This is a genomic window from Aeromicrobium sp. (assembly GCF_049587115.1).
In the GTDB taxonomy this organism is placed as follows: Bacteria; Actinomycetota; Actinomycetes; order Propionibacteriales; family Nocardioidaceae; genus Aeromicrobium.
Map to the genome: position 1 here is coordinate 1 of NZ_JBAVDI010000115.1, position 15569 is coordinate 15569.

The window sequence follows — 15569 nt, forward strand, 5'->3', positions numbered from 1 at the left end:
GGTCGTGCTGCGGCCCTAGCCGGATCTAGTTGATCTGACGGTCCTGACCCTCCCAGTAGGGCTGGCGCAGCTTGAACTTCTGCAGCTTGCCGGTCGCGGTGCGCGCGAGCTCGTCGCGGAACTCGATCTTCTTCGGGCACTTGTACCCGGCGAGGTGCTTGCGGCAGTGCGAGATGAGATCCGCCTGATCGACCGGGTCGACCTCGGGGTCGAGGACCACCAGCGCCATGATGAGCTCGCCCCACTTCTCGTCGGGGACGCCGATGACCGCGACCTCGCGCACCGCGGGGTGTGAGGTGAGGGCGTCCTCGACCTCGATCGACGAGACGTTCTCGCCGCCGGTGATGATGACGTCCTTCTTGCGGTCGGCGATGGCGATGTAGCCGTCCTCGAACGTGCCGCCGTCACCAGTGTGGAACCAATTGCCGGCCTGCGCCTGTGCGGTCGCCTCGGGGTTTTCCCAGTACGACTCCAGGTTGTGGTTGGACTGCGCGAGCACCTCGCCCTCGTCGTCGATCCGCATGCGCACGCCGATGGCCGGCGCCCCGGCGCGACCGAGGTTGAGCGCCTGCTGGTGCGCGTCGAGATCGTCCCACTCCGCGCGCATGCGCGACATCGTCAACAGGGGTGCGGTCTCGGTCAGCCCGTAGATCTGGATGAACTCCCAGCCCAGCTCCTCGCGGACCCTCTCGATGGTGCGGGTCGGGGGAGGAGCGCCCGCGACGATGATGCGGACGCGGTCGCGACCTGGGATCTCGCCGTCCCACATCTTGGCGCCGTCGAGGCAGGCCGTCACGACGGCGGGGGCGGCGCAAAGGTAGGTCACGCCATGCTTCTCGATGCGGCGCAGGATCTCGGTGCCGTCGACCTGGCGCAGCACGATGTGGGTCGCTCCCACTCCGGTCGCCGCGAACGGATGGCCCCAGCCGTTCGCGTGGAACATCGGCAGCGTGTGGAGATAGACGTCGCGGTCCGAGACCGAGGCCTGCCACCCGAACACCGTTGCGTTGAGCCAGTTGTTGCGGTGGGTCAGCTGGACGCCCTTGGGGCGTGCTGTGGTGCCGGACGTGTAGTTGATCGTGGCCGTCGCGCCTTCGTCGCCGGTCCACGGCTGCGGCTGCGCGGTGGATCCCCAGATCTTGTCGTCGTCCTCGCCGAGGACGAAGATGCGCTTGCAGTCGACCTCGTCGACCAGATGGCGCAGGTCGGGATCCACCATCAGCACCTCGGCCCCGGAGTGCTCGACGATGTACTGGATCTCGGCGACCGCGAGGCGGAAGTTGACCGGCACCAGTACCCGTCCCCAGCCGGAGACGCCATAGAACGAGGTGAGCATGCGAGCGGAGTTCTGCGACACGATCGCGACCCGGCCACCGACCGGCACGCCCATCTCGTCCAGACCAGCCGCCTGTGCCGCCGCTCGGCGGTGGAGCTCGGCGTAGGTGATCTCACCCCACGACTCGGCCGGTTGATCGGGCTCGTCGACCACGGCGATCCGGTCGGGATACACCGTGACGGCACGGTAGAGGAAGTCCATCACGGTGAGGGGGTAGAGCACAGGATCCTCCAGGAGGTATGGCGCCGGTCACGTTGAGTCCATCCTGCACCTCGCTGCGAAGTGGTTGAACAGCGAGGCGGGCCACCGTGGACCGCCTGAAGATCACCGCGACACTCGACCTGCGTCTCAAGCCTGATCTGCTCGATGAGGCGGGGGTCGTGCTGGCCCGGGTGCTGGTCGAGACCAGGGAATTTGACGGTGCCCGACTAGGCGCCGTAGCCGTAGAAGCCCTGCCCGGACTTCTTTCCCAGCAGTCCCGCGTCGACCATGCGATCGAGCAGTGGTGGCGGTGAGTACAGCGGCTCTTTGAACTCGTCGTACATGGACTTGCCGATGGCCTTGATCGTGTCGAGGCCGATCAGGTCCGACAGCGCGAGCGGGCCCATGGGATGGCCACACCCAAGCACCATGCCGCGGTCGATGTCCTCGGCCGAGGCATAGCCCGCCTCGTACATCCGGATCGCCGACAGCAGATACGGCACGAGCAGGCTGTTGACCACGAAGCCGGCGCGGTCGGTCGCGTCGATCGGCTTCTTGCCCAGGGTGTCGGTGACCCAGGCGCGCATGCGGTCGAGGGTCTCGTGGGACGTAGTGAGAGACGGAATGAGCTCGACGAGCTGCATGACCGGGGCGGGATTGAAGAAGTGGACTCCCATGACGTGGTGCGCCCGCCCTGACACGGCGCCGAGCTTGACGATCGGGATGGATGAGGTGTTGGACGCCAGGATGGCGTCCTCCTTGGTCAGGATCCGACCAAGACGACTGAACAGGTCGAGCTTGGTCTGCTCGTCCTCGCTCGCGGCCTCCACCACCAGGTCGCGGTCGGCGAGAGCCTCCAGGTCCTCGGTGAACGCGATCCGTCCGAGCACGGCCACGACTTCAGCGGACGCGATCTTGCCGCGCGACTCGGCACGGCGAAGCGAGCTCTCGACCCGCTCGGCCGCGGCCTTGGCTGCATCGCTGCTGATCTCGACCAGGACCACGTCCAACCCGGCCCGGGCTGCGACTTCGGTGATCCCGGAGCCCATCAGGCCTCCGCCGATGACGCCGACCTTGTCGATCCCGCTCATGACGCTCCTCGAAAGTAGTAGGACGTCAGACTATCTCGCCGAACCCGAACAACATGAGGTGCCACTCGTGTTTCTCCGGAGCCCGGGGGTGAGGGCGCGCCTGCCCGTCGGTGCCGAGCGCGCGTGATGGGATGGCGTCATGCGTATGTTGGCGGTCGTTCTGCTCCTGGTGCTGGCCGGGTGCGGCGGCGGGTCTGATCCCGCGCCAAAAGCTTCGCCCGACGCAGCCTCGGCCACGGTCAAGCCGACCGTAGCGGCGCCGGAGGGCACGCCCGCGCCGGAGGCGTTGTCGCGGTTTCGCTGTGCCAAGGATGCCAAGGGGACATGGACCACCTCGGGCTACGTCTCCAACCCGAGCAAGAGCAAGGTGACGTTCCAGGTCACCGTCTATGTCGGCGAGGCGTCCGGAGCGCCGGAGTCGGCCAAGACTCGCACGGTGCCTGACGTCGCGCCCGGAGGATCCGCCAAGTTCAGCATCACCAAGCTCCCGGCGACACAGGCTGATGCGCCCTGCCGGGTGCAGGTCCTGGCCCAGCGCTGACGTCAGCTCCGCGCGATGCGGACCATCTCGTCGCGCGGAACGACCTTGATTCGGCCGCGGCCGGCGGCCTCGCCGAGTGCGAGCTCGTGCGCGTCGAGCTGCTCCCAGCCCTCCCACGTCGTGTACTCGATACCGCGGCCTGCGAGGTAGCGGTCGACATCGGCACGGTCCGGCGACGCGGGGGCGACCAGGCGGTCGACGTCAGACAGCAGGAGCTCGATGGTCTGCGCAGCGTCCGACTTGGTGTGCCCGATCAGCCCGACCGGTCCGCGCTTGATCCAGCCGGTGACGTAGGCGCCGGGGAGCGGCTCGCCGTCGATGTCGATGACCCGTCCGCCGTCGTTGGGCACCGTCGCGGTCGCGTTGTCGAATGGAAGTCCGGCCAGATTGTCGGACCGGTACCCAACGGCGCGGTAGACCGCCTGGACCGGCCAGTCGACGTGCTCACCGGTGCCGCGGGCATTGCCGGTGCCGTCGAGCTCGGTGACCTCAGTTCGCAGGCCGACGACCTTGCCGTTCTCGCCGAGCACCTCCACCGGGCTCTGGCAGAAATGGATGTGGACGCGGTGGGCCGCTCCGGTGGGCTCCTTGGCCAGGTAGTTCTGCAGCACGTCGACGACGAGCTTGACCGACTTGGAGGCGCGGATCGCGTCCATCGAGCCCTCGTCGAGCTCGAAACCTTCGGGATGCACCACGACGTCGATGCTCGGCGAGTGGCTCAGCTCGCGCAGCTCCATCGGGGTGAACTTGACCTGGGCAGGGCCGCGGCGGGCGAAGACGTGGACGTCCTGGGTGGCGTTGGCCCGCAGCCCGGTCTCGACGTTTGCGGGGATCTCGGTGACGAGCTGCTCGTCCACGGTCTTGGCGAGCATGCGGGCGACATCGAGGCCGACGTTTCCGACGCCGAGCACAGCGACGGTCTTCGCCTCGGGGTCGAACGGCCAATTGCGTGGGGCATCGGGGTGTCCGTCGTACCAGGAAACGAAGTCGGCGCTGCCGAATGATCCCTTGAGGTCGATGCCGGGGATGTCGAGATCGCGGTCGGCGCGGGCGCCGGTCGCGAAGATGACGGCATCGTAGAACTGTCGCAGGTGGTCGAGCTTGAGATCGGTGCCGTAGTCGACGTTGCCGAAGAACCGGATGGCGTCCTGCGCCAGGACCCGCTTGAGCGCCTTGACGATCTCTTTGATGCGCGGGTGATCTGGCGCGACGCCGTAGCGAATCAGACCGAACGGCGTGGGGTCCCGGTCGAGGATGTCGACCGTGACGTCGATGTCGGACTTGGTGAGGATGTCCGCGGCGTAGATGCCCGCCGGGCCCGCACCGATCACCGCAACGCGCAACCGCCTGCTCATGCACAACTCCAAGGGAAGAAGATCATTACGTCTTAGGCAAGGCTAAGGAGTCGTTCCAACCGCGAGCACACCATCTCGCCATCTGGGCATGAATCGCGTGGCGGGGGCCCGTGTGAGCCTCTAGTGTTCACAACCGGAGGGGACGCGGAAGGAGGGCCATGGGAATCATCGCGCCGACGTTGCCGGACATCGATGTTGCCGCGTGGCGAGCCAAGCCGCGCGCCGAGCGCACGAGGGTCCTGCAGCAGCACTGGGCCCTCCACGGCTTCGGCACGCCGTTGGGTGTCTACGGCCTCTACATCCTCAAGATCGGCCTGTATGTCTTCGGCGCGCTTGCTTTCGCCGCCTCGACCCCCGGCATCGGCGGGCTCGCCGATGCCGGCGACTGGTGGTTGTCGCCGGTCGTGTTCCAGAAGGTCATCATCTGGACCCTGCTGTTCGAGGTGCTCGGCTTCGGATGTGGCTTCGGCCCGTTGACGATGCGCTTCCTGCCGCCGATCGGCTCGTTCCTCTACTGGCTGCGTCCCGGAACCATCCGGCTCCCCCCGTGGCCCGAGAAGGTTCCGGGCACCAAGGGGTCAAACCGCACGATCCTTGATGTGGCGCTCTACGTCGCCGTCATCTGGGCAGCCGGGTACGTCCTGCTGTCGCCGGCCGACCGAGGCCAGGGCTTGATCGAGCCGGCGCGCTTCATCCCACTTTTGCTGCTGCTGCCGACGCTCGGTCTGCGCGACAAGACGATCTTCCTCGCCGCGAGGTCAGAGCACTACTGGGTCACCGCAATCGTCTTCTTGTTCCCGTTCGTCGACATGATCCTTGCAGCGAAGCTACTGATGCTGGCGATCTGGTGGGGCGCTGCGACGTCCAAGCTCAACCAGCACTTCCCGTATGTCGTGTCGACGATGTTCAGCAACTCACCGGTCATGCCGCCGGCGGTGAAGCGTCGGCTCTGGCGCGATGCCGAGACGGACCTCCGCCCGTCGTGGCTCTCCGGGACGTTGGCTCATGTCGGCACGGCGGTCGAGTTCGGTGTGCCGGTGGTCCTGCTGTTCTCGCGTGGCGGCGTGGTCACGACGATCGCCCTGATCGTCATCCTGCTCTTTCACCTCAACATCCTGGCGTCGATCCCGATGGGTGTCCCGCTGGAGTGGAACGTGCTGATGGGCTTCGCTGCGGTCTTCTTGTTTGGAGAGCATGCGGAGGTCGGTCTCACCGACGCGACGCAGCCGCTGCTCGTCTACGGACTGTTCGGACTCGTGGTCATCTCTGTCGTCTGGGGCAACCGCCGGCCCGACCTGTGGTCGTTCCTGCCGTCGATGCGGTACTACGCCGGTACCTGGTCCACCTCAGTGTGGCTGTTCGGCGAGGGCGCGGAGCAGACGTACGCAGACCGGGTCACGAAGGCGGCTCAGCTGCCGCACCGCCAGCTCGCCAAGCTCTATCCGCCCGACACCGTCGACCTGATGATCGGCAAGCTGCAGGCCTGGCGTGGACTGCACACCCACGGCCGTGCCATGGCGGGGCTGCACCCGCACGCCGCCGCCGATCACGAGTCGAGGTTCGTCATGGACGGCGAGATGGTGTGCGGGTCGGCGATCGGCTGGAATTTCGGCGACGGTCACCTGCACCAGGAGGCACTCGTCGCGGCGGTGCAGGAGCGCTGCGACTTCGAGCCGGGGCAGCTGCGTGTCATCGCGATGGAGTCGCAGCCGTTCTGGAACCCGATCCAGCGCTACCGCATCATCGACGCGGCTACCGGCGTGATCGAGACCGGTGAGGTCGACGTCGCGGAGATGACCAGCCGCCAGCCGTGGGACGGCAGCACGCCGTTCCGCATCACCTGGCGCGACGAGTCGGCGGTCGTCTAGGTCCAGGCCTGCCAGTGGCACCGCTCTGGCAACGTGACGGCCAGATCCAGGGCATCGCGGTGCTCGGGTGCTCCGTGCAACCCTTCGCGATCGGCGTCACGGCCGAAACTGCGGGCGACCACGACGACCTGACTTCGTCGGTGCGCCTGATGGCCATCGTGCTGATGTTCAGCACGGCGTCGTTCTCCGGACTCATGATCCACCTGCGCTGGCGAGGCTTCTTCCGCGAAGAAACCGACGCGCCAGGCCGACACTCGGCGCAGAACGGCCCACCCACCGAGGATTTGGGCAAACCCCAAGGAAGGTACTGCCTTGGATGCGTCTGCATATTTAGTTCGACCGATCTGTCAGTTCAGCGCGTGCTTGCTCGCAATTCGGAGGCCGCCGCCGGCACGATTTCCGGCTGTGATCAGGGTTGTGGACAGGCGTGATCGGATGACGGCGAGCCGACCGGATCGCCACACACTACGTTGGATCCATGACCTCTGCTGTCGTCGTCGGATCCGGCCCCAATGGACTCGCAGCTGCGGTCGTGATGGCGCGCGCCGGGATCGAGGTCACCGTCCTGGAGGCCGAGAACGAGATCGGCGGGGGCACGCGGTCGGCCGAGCTCAACGTCCCCGGGGTGCTGCACGACATCTGCTCGGCGACCCACCCGACGGGTGTCGCTTCGCCATTCTTCCGGAGCCTGGACCTGGGTCGGCACGGTCTGGAGTGGTTGTGGCCCGAGGTCGACGCCGTCCACCCGCTCGACGGTGGCCGCGCGGGTGTCCTGTTCAGCGATCTGGACCGCACGGTCGAGGGGCTCGGCGTCGACGGGAAGGCCTGGCGCAAGCTCTACACGCCACTGGTCGAGCACGCCGACGAGCTCATCGCGGAGATCTTCGGACCGGTCCTGCACGTGCCGCGGCATCCGATCCTGCTGGCGAAGTTCGGCATCCGGGCGCTTCAGCCGGCCTCCTGGCTTGCTCGTCGGTGGGAGACCGACGAGGCCCGCGCGCTGTTCGCCGGACTTGCTGCGCATGCGGTCCACCCGCTGCAGCGCCCCACCACCGGAGCGCTGGGGATGATGTTCGGCATGACCAGCCACGCGTACGGCTGGCCGGTCGCCAAAGGTGGTTCGGCGTCGATCGCCCGCGCGCTGGCCGCGGACCTGATCGAGCACGGTGGCCGGATCGAGACCGGGCACGAGGTCACCGAGCTGCCCCAGACCGACATCGTCATGTTCGACACATCGCCGTCGGCCGCTCTGCGCATCGCCGGCGACCGGATCCCCGGCAGAGTCCGGCGTCCGATCGAACGATGGCGGACCGGTCCGGCTGCCTACAAAGTCGACTTCGCGGTCGAAGGTGGCGTGCCGTGGACCAACGAATGGGCGCACAAGGCCGGCACGTTGCACCTCGGGGGCACGCTGGAGGAGCTCAACCATGCCGAGCGCGAGATCCACGCCGGCCGGATGCCCGAACGGCCGTTCGTCCTGCTCTGTCAGCAGTACCTCGCCGATCCGGGACGATCCGTAGGCGACGTCCACCCGGTGTGGTCCTACGCGCACGTGCCGACCGGCTACACCGGCGATGCGACCGAGTCGGTGATCCGCCAGATCGAGCGGTTCGCGCCTGGGTTCCGTGATCGGATCATCGCGACGACCGTGACGACACCGCAGCAGCTCGAGGAGCACAACGCCAACTACATCGGTGGAGACATCGGCGGCGGTGCCAACGGACCGAAACAGCTCGTCATGCGGCCGAGGCTGTCGCCCGATCCCTACTCGCTCGGTGCCAAGGGGCTGTTCATCTGCTCGGCCTCGACTCCACCGGGAGGCGGCGTGCACGGGATGGGGGGATTCCACGCGGCGACCTCCGCGATCGCCCAGCTCAGCTGATCGCCATGGAACCGTGCGGTCCGCCGAACCGTTCAACCTGTGAGCAGTCACCTGCTCGGCTGGTGCACACCCGTCCACGGTTCATCCTCCCCTGACCCCAGGAGTCCGACCGATGAAGCTCTCCGCCCAGACCGCGATGCTGTCGGTCGCCGCCTCCGTGCTGCTGCTGACAGCCGCATGCGGTGGCAGCAGCGATCCGGCCGGCGATGTCCCGTCGGCGTCCAGCGCCTCCGCGGCCCCCGAAAGCAGCTCGAGCAGCAATGCGGTCTACAACGACGGCGACTACAGCGGTGAGGGGAGCTACAGCAATCCGGCGGGGATCTCGGCCCTCACGGTTGAACTGACGCTGTCTGACGGCACGATCACCGCGATCGACGTCACCCCTCGGGCAACCGACCCCACGTCGAAGGCGTACCAGACCGATTTCGCCGGCGGTATCGCTCAGATCGCGGTCGGCAAGAGCATCAACGAACTGTCGGTGTCCAAGGTCGCGGGATCGTCACTCACGGCGGAGGGATTCAACCAGGCCATTGATCAGATCAGGGCCGAAGCCCAGGCCTGACGTGGAGGAGTGGAGGTTTGACGCGATCGGCACGGCCTGGCAGATCGACACCCGCGATCCGGTCGGGCCGGACGTCCGGGAGCGGGTCCTGGCCAGGATCGACGCGTTCGACCGGGTCTGGTCCCGGTTCCGGGCCGACTCCGTCGTCACCGCGATCGCCGCGCGCGCCGGGGAGTGGAACCTGCCTGGCGAAGCCGGCATCCTGTTCGGGTTCTACGACGAGCTGCATGCCGCAACCGCCGGAGCGGTCAACCCGCTGATCGGGCGCAGGCTTGCCGACCTCGGTTACGACGCCACCTATTCCCTGACGCCCGTCGCGGATCCGACGGCAGTGCCGCCCTGGCCAACGGTCGAGTTCGAGGCGCCCGTGGTCCGGACGCGCGAGCCGGTCACGATCGACGTCGGGGCGGCCGGCAAGGGACTGTTGGTAGATCTGGTGGCAGACGTGCTCAGACCGTGGGACGCGGACGTCACGATCGACGCCAGCGGAGACCTGCTGCATCGCGGCAGCGAACCGATCCGCATCGCCCTGGAGCATCCGGCCGACAAGACCCTGGCAGTCGGCGTGGCCGAGCTGTCACCGGGCCTCGCCCTGTGTGCGTCTGCGACCAACAGGCGAGCCTGGGGTGAGTGGCACCACGTGCTCGACGGCCGTACCGGGCGGCCTGTCGACGACGTGATCGCGACCTGGGTCGTCTCCGCGACCTGCATGCACGCCGACGGGCTGGCCACCGCACACTTCCTCGCTGAACCCGCCGCGCTCATGGGACGCTTCCAGCACGAGTACGTACGCATGCACGCCGACGGTCGGATCGAGCGATCGCCGAACTTCCCCGGAGAGGTGTTCGCATGAGGGCAGCGACCGGTCCCCGCGACCTGCTGGACCGCCAGCTCGGACGCGTCACGATGTATCGGTTGGTGACCGTCGTCCTTGCTGCGCTGGTCGTCGTGACGCTGGGCTTCACGATCGGTGGCACCTTCAATGAGCCGTACAGCGTCACGAGCGAGCTGGCGACCCTCACGGTCCTTCTCGTGGTGACGTATGTCAGCAGCCGCGGGTTCGGGCTGCTGTGGTCAGTGACGGCGCACGGCGAGTCGGCGATCATCACCGCCTTGTTGCTGTGGTTCCTCTTCACTCCGTCGACCGATCCGATCGACCTGGCCTGGATCGCCGCCGCGGGGGTGCTGGCCGGGCTGTCCAAGTACGTCCTGGCGTGGCATGGCCGACATGTGTTCAACCCGGCCGCAGCCGGGGCGTTCGGTTCCTACGCGGTCCAGTATGCGATCGGGCGCGACGCGGCCGTGAGCGCCTCGTGGTGGGTCGGCAACCAGACGCTGCTGCCCTTCGTCGCGACTGGCGCGTTCCTGGTGCTGTGGCGCACTCGGCGGCTCGACGTCGGACTGGTGTTCATCGCGACCGCCGCAGTCCTGATCGTGCTCGGACTGGATCACCTGGCCCCACCGGAGGCTCCGCTGATCGATCCGATCAGGACGATGGCCTACTCCTTCCCCATCGTGTTCCTCGGCGGCTTCATGCTGAGCGAACCACTGACCCTTCCGCCCAGGCGGCTCCAGCAGCTGGTCGTTGCGGCGGTGACAGGTGCCGTGTTCTCCTACCCGATCTGGGTCTTCATGCTCACGACGTCACCGCCGGATCTACGGGTCCTGGCGATCACTCCAGGTGTCGCTCTCCTGATCGGCAACGTGGTCGCATTCGGCTTCTCCCGGCGTCGCGGTGTGGCCCTCGTGCTGGACTCCAGCCGCACCCTGACCTCCGAGATCAACGAGCTCACCTTCCGCGCGAAGCGTCCGCTGAGGTTCCTCCCGGGCCAGTACATGGAGCTGACCGTCCCGCACTCCGGCGCCGACGGTCGGGGCACCCGCAGATCGTTCAGCATCAGCTCGCCGCCGAGCTCTGACGGCCTGCTGTCCTTCGCCTTGCGGGTTCCGGATCCGTCGTCCAGCTTCAAGCGTGCGCTGCGGACGCTCCAGCCTGGCGCCACGGTCCACGCGACCGGCGTCGGCGGCGACTTCCTCCTGCCGAGCGATCCGGAGGTGCCCGTACTGCTGGTCGCCGGCGGTATTGGCATCACCCCGTTCCTGAGCCAGCTTCGTCACCAGCCGGCGCGTGACGCCGTGCTGGTCTATGGAGTCTCCTCGCCCGATGAGGTGGCGTTCATCGACGAGCTGACCGGGTTCCGCGTCGTGCTGGTCGCAGCAGCTCAGCCGGTCGTGCTTCCGGAAGGTTGGGCCTACGTCGAGGCACCCAGCCTGAGCGCCGACCTGATCGCGGCGGCGGTGCCCGACCTCGCCGGGCGCCGGGCCTACGTCTCGGGGCCGCCGGCGATGGTGAACGCCCTCCGGCCCGGCCTGGCGAAGCACTGTGGGAGCGTGCGGACGGACTACTTCACCGGCTACTGAGGCCCCAGCGGGCCGCGTGTACCCGGATCTCGTCACATTCAAAGTTGATAGGAATGGACTCAACTCTGTCGGTGTTGCACTGTGTACACCAGCGATCCAGCCAGGAGAACCCACATGGACCTTGCGAAGTTCACGACCCGCAGTCAACAGGCGCTCGGAAGCGCGGTCTCCGCCGCAGCCGCGGCTGGCAATCCGGCCGTCGAGCCCGCTCACCTGCTCTCCGCCCTGCTCGGTCAGGACGGCGGCACGGCCGCACCCCTGGTCCAGGCGACCGGTGCCGATGTCCAGGCCGTGCGCTCGGGGCTGTCCGCGGCTCTGTCGAGCCTGCCGGCAGCCAGCGGCGCCAGCGTGCAGAACCCGGGCCTGTCCCGCTCGAGCCACGAAGTGCTGCAGCGCGCCCAGGATCTCGCGGACCAGCTCGGGGACGACTTCGTGTCGACCGAGCATCTCGTCGTCGGGATCGCGACCGTCGAGTCCCCGGCCAGGACTCTGCTCACCGAGGCCGGCGCCACGGCGGACTCGCTGCAGGCCGCCTTCGCCGCGGTCCGCGGCACGGCCCGGGTCACCAGCCAGGACGCTGAGGACACCTACCAGTCGTTGGAGAAGTACGGCGTGGACCTGACCGCCGTCGCGCGCGAGGGCAAGCTCGATCCCGTGATCGGACGCGACAGCGAGATTCGTCGGGTCATCCAGGTGCTCTCGCGACGTACCAAGAACAATCCCGTCCTGATCGGCGAGCCGGGTGTCGGCAAGACCGCGGTGGTGGAGGGGTTGGCTCAGCGCATCGTTGCGGGTGACGTGCCCGAGTCGCTGCGTGGGCGCCGGTTGATCTCGCTGGACCTGGCGGCGATGGTCGCCGGAGCGAAGTATCGCGGCGAGTTTGAGGAGCGGCTCAAGGCCGTCCTGTCCGAGATCAAGGAGTCCGACGGGCAGGTCATCACCTTCATCGACGAGCTCCACACGGTGGTCGGCGCGGGCGCCGGTGGCGACAGCTCGATGGATGCAGGCAACATGCTCAAGCCGATGCTGGCGCGCGGCGAGCTGCGCATGATCGGCGCGACGACCCTTGACGAGTACCGCGAGCGGATCGAGAAGGATCCGGCCCTGGAGCGCCGCTTCCAGCAGGTCTTCGTCGGTGAGCCCAGTCCGGAGGACACGATCGCGATTCTCCGTGGGCTCAAGGAGCGCTACGAGGCGCACCACAAGGTTTCGATCTCCGATGCCGCGCTGGTGGCCGCAGCCACGCTCTCCGACCGCTACATTCCCGGCCGCCAGCTGCCGGACAAGGCGATCGATCTGATCGACGAGGCCGGCAGTCGACTTCGCATGGAGATCGACTCGAGTCCCGTCGAGATCGACGAGCTCCGCCGCGCCGTGGATCGGCTGCGCATGGAAGAGCTGCACCTGGCCAAGGAGTCCGACGACGCCAGTCGGGATCGGCTGGACAAGCTGCGCATCGAGCTGGCGGACAAGCAGGAGGTCCTGCGCGCGCTCGAGACCAGCTGGGAACGGGAGAAGCAGTCCTTGAATGCGGTCGGTGAGGTCAAGGAGCGGATCGACGAGGTGCGCAGCCACGCCGAGAAGGCTCAGCGCGAGGGCGACATGGAGACCGCGAGTCGACTGCTCTACTCCGAGATCCCGGCCATGGAGGCGCAGCTGGCCGAGGCGCAGGCCGCGGAGGCGGCACAGGAGGGCGAGTCGATGGTGCACGAGGAGGTCGGTGCGGACGACGTCGCCGAGGTCGTCGCGGCCTGGACCGGCATCCCGACCGGACGTCTGCTCGAGGGCGAGACCGGCAAGCTCCTGCGGATGGAGAGCGAGCTGGGCAAGCGGCTCATCGGACAGCGAGCCGCGGTCACCGCGGTGTCGGACGCGGTGCGCCGCTCGCGGGCCGGGATCTCCGATCCCGACCGTCCGACGGGATCGTTCCTCTTCCTGGGGCCGACCGGTGTCGGCAAGACCGAGCTGGCCAAGACCCTGGCGGAGTTCCTGTTCGACGACGAGCGGGCCATCATTCGGATCGACATGAGCGAGTACTCCGAGAAGCACTCGGTCAGTCGACTGGTCGGCGCGCCTCCCGGTTACGTCGGCTACGACGAGGGTGGACAGCTCACCGAAGCAGTCCGGCGTCGTCCCTATTCCGTGGTGCTGCTCGACGAGGTCGAGAAGGCACACCCAGAGGTGTTCGACATCCTGCTGCAGGTGCTGGACGACGGGCGTCTGACCGATGGGCAGGGCCGCACGGTCGACTTCCGCAACGTCATCCTGATCCTGACGTCCAACCTGGGGTCACGGTTCCTGAGCGATGCAGCGCTGGACGTCGACGCCAAGCGCGAGGCCGTCCTCGAGGTGGTCAAAGCATCGTTCAAGCCGGAGTTCCTCAACCGGCTCGACGAGATCGTCACGTTCGACGCGCTGGGCACCGAGGAGCTGGCGCACATCGTCGACCTGCAGGTGGCGGCGCTCGCCAAACGGCTGGCCGCTCGCAGGATCACCCTGGCCGTCACGGGCGCGGCTCGCGAGTGGCTGGCGCTGACCGGTTGGGATCCGGCATACGGGGCCCGACCCCTGCGCCGGCTCGTGCAGCAGGCGATCGGGGACCGGCTCGCGCGCTCGCTCCTGGGTGGCGAGGTCCGGGACGGCGACACCGTGGTCGTCGACCATGTCGGTGATGCCGACGAGCTGACGGTGGGCGCCGCCTAGGCGGTGTCGAGCCCGGCATCGGTCACGTGATGGGATGGTCACATGACCGAAGCCGGATCCCGCCGACCGCCGAGACTGGTGACGGCGTGCCTCTACCTGGGTCTCATCTCCGCGTTTCAGGTCATCGGTGTCCTGATCGAGCTGGCGGACTGGAGCTCGCTGGACGGTCAGGCCCGGCTGACGCGATGGACCGACCCGCTGGTGGAGGGCGGGATGACCCGCGCCGGCGCCGAGACGGCTCTGCGGGTGGCCTTCACGATGGTGGCGATCATCGCGGCTGCCGCTGTCGTGTTCGCGGTCTACACGGCCCTGGGCCACGCGGTCAGCCGGATCATGCTGAGCATCGTGGGTCCGGTGATCGGGTTGTACTGCGTGGGTCAGGGCTCGCTGATCATGGCGATACAGGGTGTGGTGGTCTTCACCTGCCTGTTCCAGCTGTGGTCGTCCGACGTCCGAACATGGTTTGCGATCAAGAACGGCCGAGCTCCGCAGAACGACGTGCCGACCGGCGCCTGGCCCCCTCCCGGCACCTCCCCGGACTCCACCGGGACGCTGCCGCACGGGCAGCCGACCCGGATCGAGGTCGGACCGCCGGTGCAGCAGTCCAGGCCACGTGCTGCCTCGGTCTGGCCGCTGATCGTCCTGGTCCTCTCCTCCCTGTTCGCCATGGGGTGCGGCGCCTACCTCGTGGTCTACCGGGTCGCCCGCGACGAGATGGTCCGTCAGCAGCTGGAGTCCGGCGCCAACTGGATGAATCTCAGCGAGGCGGAGATCCGCGATGGGTACGAGCAGCTCGCGGTGCTGTCGTGGGTCGCGATACCCCTGTGTCTCATCGCGATCGGGGCCTCGCTCGTGCTCATGCTGCGCCAGCGGCGCAAGCGCTGACCCGTCCCGGCATACCGGGACGTAAGAGTCGTCACAGCGGCCTCCTGCGAGGTGCGCCCCAGCAATGGTGGTCGATACACTGCCAGCATGCCTGAAAGCGCTGCAGCCGGTCCCAAACGCCCCCACGTCGTCGTCGTGGGAGGCGGGTTCGGAGGCATCGCGGCAGTTCGCAAGCTCAAGCGGGCCGATGTCGACGTCACGTTGATCGACCGGCACACGTACAACACCTTCCAGCCGCTGCTCTACCAGGTCGCGACCGCGAGCCTCAACCCCGGTGACATCACCTGGTTCCTCCGAGCGATCCGTGCCAAGCAGAGCAACGTCCGGTTCCTTAAGGGGCTGGTCGTCTCGATGGATCACGAGGCCAAGACGCTGAGGCTCGAGGGCGGGCTCGAGGTCAAGTACGACCAGCTCGTCATCGCTGTTGGCGTCACGGCCAACTTCTTCGGCATCCCCGGCGCCGAGAAGTACGCGATGCCCCTGTACCGCCGCTCGCAGGCGCTGGCCGTGCGGGACAAGATGTTCGCCAACCTCGAGGAAGCTGCCGTCAACGGCCAGGATCGTGACCTGCGGATCATCGTGGTCGGCGGCGGAGCCACCGGCGTCGAGACCGCCGGAGCATTCGCCGAGCTTCGCAACAACGACATGCCGGTGACCTACCCCGAGCTCGACTGCGAGCGGGTTCACATCACGTTGATCGAGATGCTGCCGCACGTGCTGGGCC

General features: G+C 67.6%; 13 protein-coding genes. 10 read left to right on the forward strand and 3 right to left on the reverse strand.

What is annotated here, in order from left to right; genetic code table 11:
- Positions 1-25: 25 nt before the first annotated feature.
- On the reverse strand, positions 26-1558 hold the full coding sequence (locus tag WB461_RS10615) for an AMP-binding protein (RefSeq protein ID WP_423852702.1): 1533 nt from the start codon (positions 1556-1558) through the stop codon (positions 26-28).
- Positions 1559-1764: 206 nt separating this feature from the next.
- On the reverse strand, positions 1765-2628 hold the full coding sequence (locus WB461_RS10620) for a 3-hydroxybutyryl-CoA dehydrogenase (RefSeq protein WP_423852703.1): 864 nt from the start codon (positions 2626-2628) through the stop codon (positions 1765-1767).
- 139 nt (positions 2629-2767) lie between these two features.
- On the opposite strand from WB461_RS10620, the gene WB461_RS10625 reads away from it, so the two are divergent.
- Positions 2768-3169 carry a hypothetical protein gene (locus tag WB461_RS10625; protein WP_423852704.1) on the forward strand — a complete coding sequence of 134 codons (402 nt, stop codon included), beginning with the start codon at positions 2768-2770 and terminating at the stop codon, positions 3167-3169.
- A 2-nt stretch (positions 3170-3171) separates the two neighbouring features.
- Here the strand turns inward: WB461_RS10625 and WB461_RS10630 are convergent, their stop codons facing one another.
- A complete protein-coding gene (locus tag WB461_RS10630; protein WP_423852705.1) occupies positions 3172-4524 on the reverse strand; it encodes an FAD-dependent oxidoreductase in 1353 nt (450 codons plus the stop codon).
- A gap of 158 nt (positions 4525-4682) precedes the next feature.
- On the opposite strand from WB461_RS10630, the gene WB461_RS10635 reads away from it, so the two are divergent.
- The 9 genes from WB461_RS10635 to WB461_RS10675 form a co-directional block, all read left to right on the forward strand.
- Positions 4683-6392 carry a DUF3556 domain-containing protein gene (locus tag WB461_RS10635; protein ID WP_423852706.1) on the forward strand — a complete coding sequence of 570 codons (1710 nt, stop codon included), beginning with the start codon at positions 4683-4685 and terminating at the stop codon, positions 6390-6392.
- Positions 6393-6406: 14 nt separating this feature from the next.
- Positions 6407-6823, forward strand: coding sequence for a hypothetical protein (locus WB461_RS10640; protein ID WP_423852707.1), 417 nt, complete (start codon positions 6407-6409; stop codon positions 6821-6823).
- Positions 6824-6870: 47 nt separating this feature from the next.
- Complete coding sequence (locus WB461_RS10645) at positions 6871-8274, forward strand: phytoene desaturase family protein (RefSeq protein ID WP_423852708.1); 1404 nt, start codon at positions 6871-6873, stop codon at positions 8272-8274.
- Between the two features lie 112 nt (positions 8275-8386).
- Positions 8387-8836 carry a hypothetical protein gene (locus WB461_RS10650; protein WP_423852709.1) on the forward strand — a complete coding sequence of 150 codons (450 nt, stop codon included), beginning with the start codon at positions 8387-8389 and terminating at the stop codon, positions 8834-8836.
- Between the two features lies 1 nt (position 8837).
- A complete protein-coding gene (locus tag WB461_RS10655; protein WP_423852710.1) occupies positions 8838-9689 on the forward strand; it encodes an FAD:protein FMN transferase in 852 nt (283 codons plus the stop codon).
- On the forward strand, positions 9686-11257 hold the full coding sequence (locus WB461_RS10660) for an FAD-dependent oxidoreductase (protein WP_423852711.1): 1572 nt from the start codon (positions 9686-9688) through the stop codon (positions 11255-11257). Before WB461_RS10655 ends, WB461_RS10660 begins: the two co-directional genes overlap by 4 nt.
- 114 nt (positions 11258-11371) lie before the next feature.
- Positions 11372-13960 (forward strand): ATP-dependent chaperone ClpB, encoded by a 2589-nt coding sequence (clpB, locus tag WB461_RS10665; protein ID WP_423852712.1) that lies wholly within the window; start codon positions 11372-11374, stop codon positions 13958-13960.
- A 42-nt stretch (positions 13961-14002) separates the two neighbouring features.
- Positions 14003-14845: a hypothetical protein gene (locus tag WB461_RS10670; RefSeq protein ID WP_423852713.1), complete on the forward strand. Its 843-nt coding sequence runs from the start codon at positions 14003-14005 to the stop codon at positions 14843-14845.
- Positions 14846-14932: 87 nt separating this feature from the next.
- Positions 14933-15569: NAD(P)/FAD-dependent oxidoreductase (locus WB461_RS10675; protein WP_423852714.1), on the forward strand; the 637-nt coding region annotated here is incomplete at its 3' end.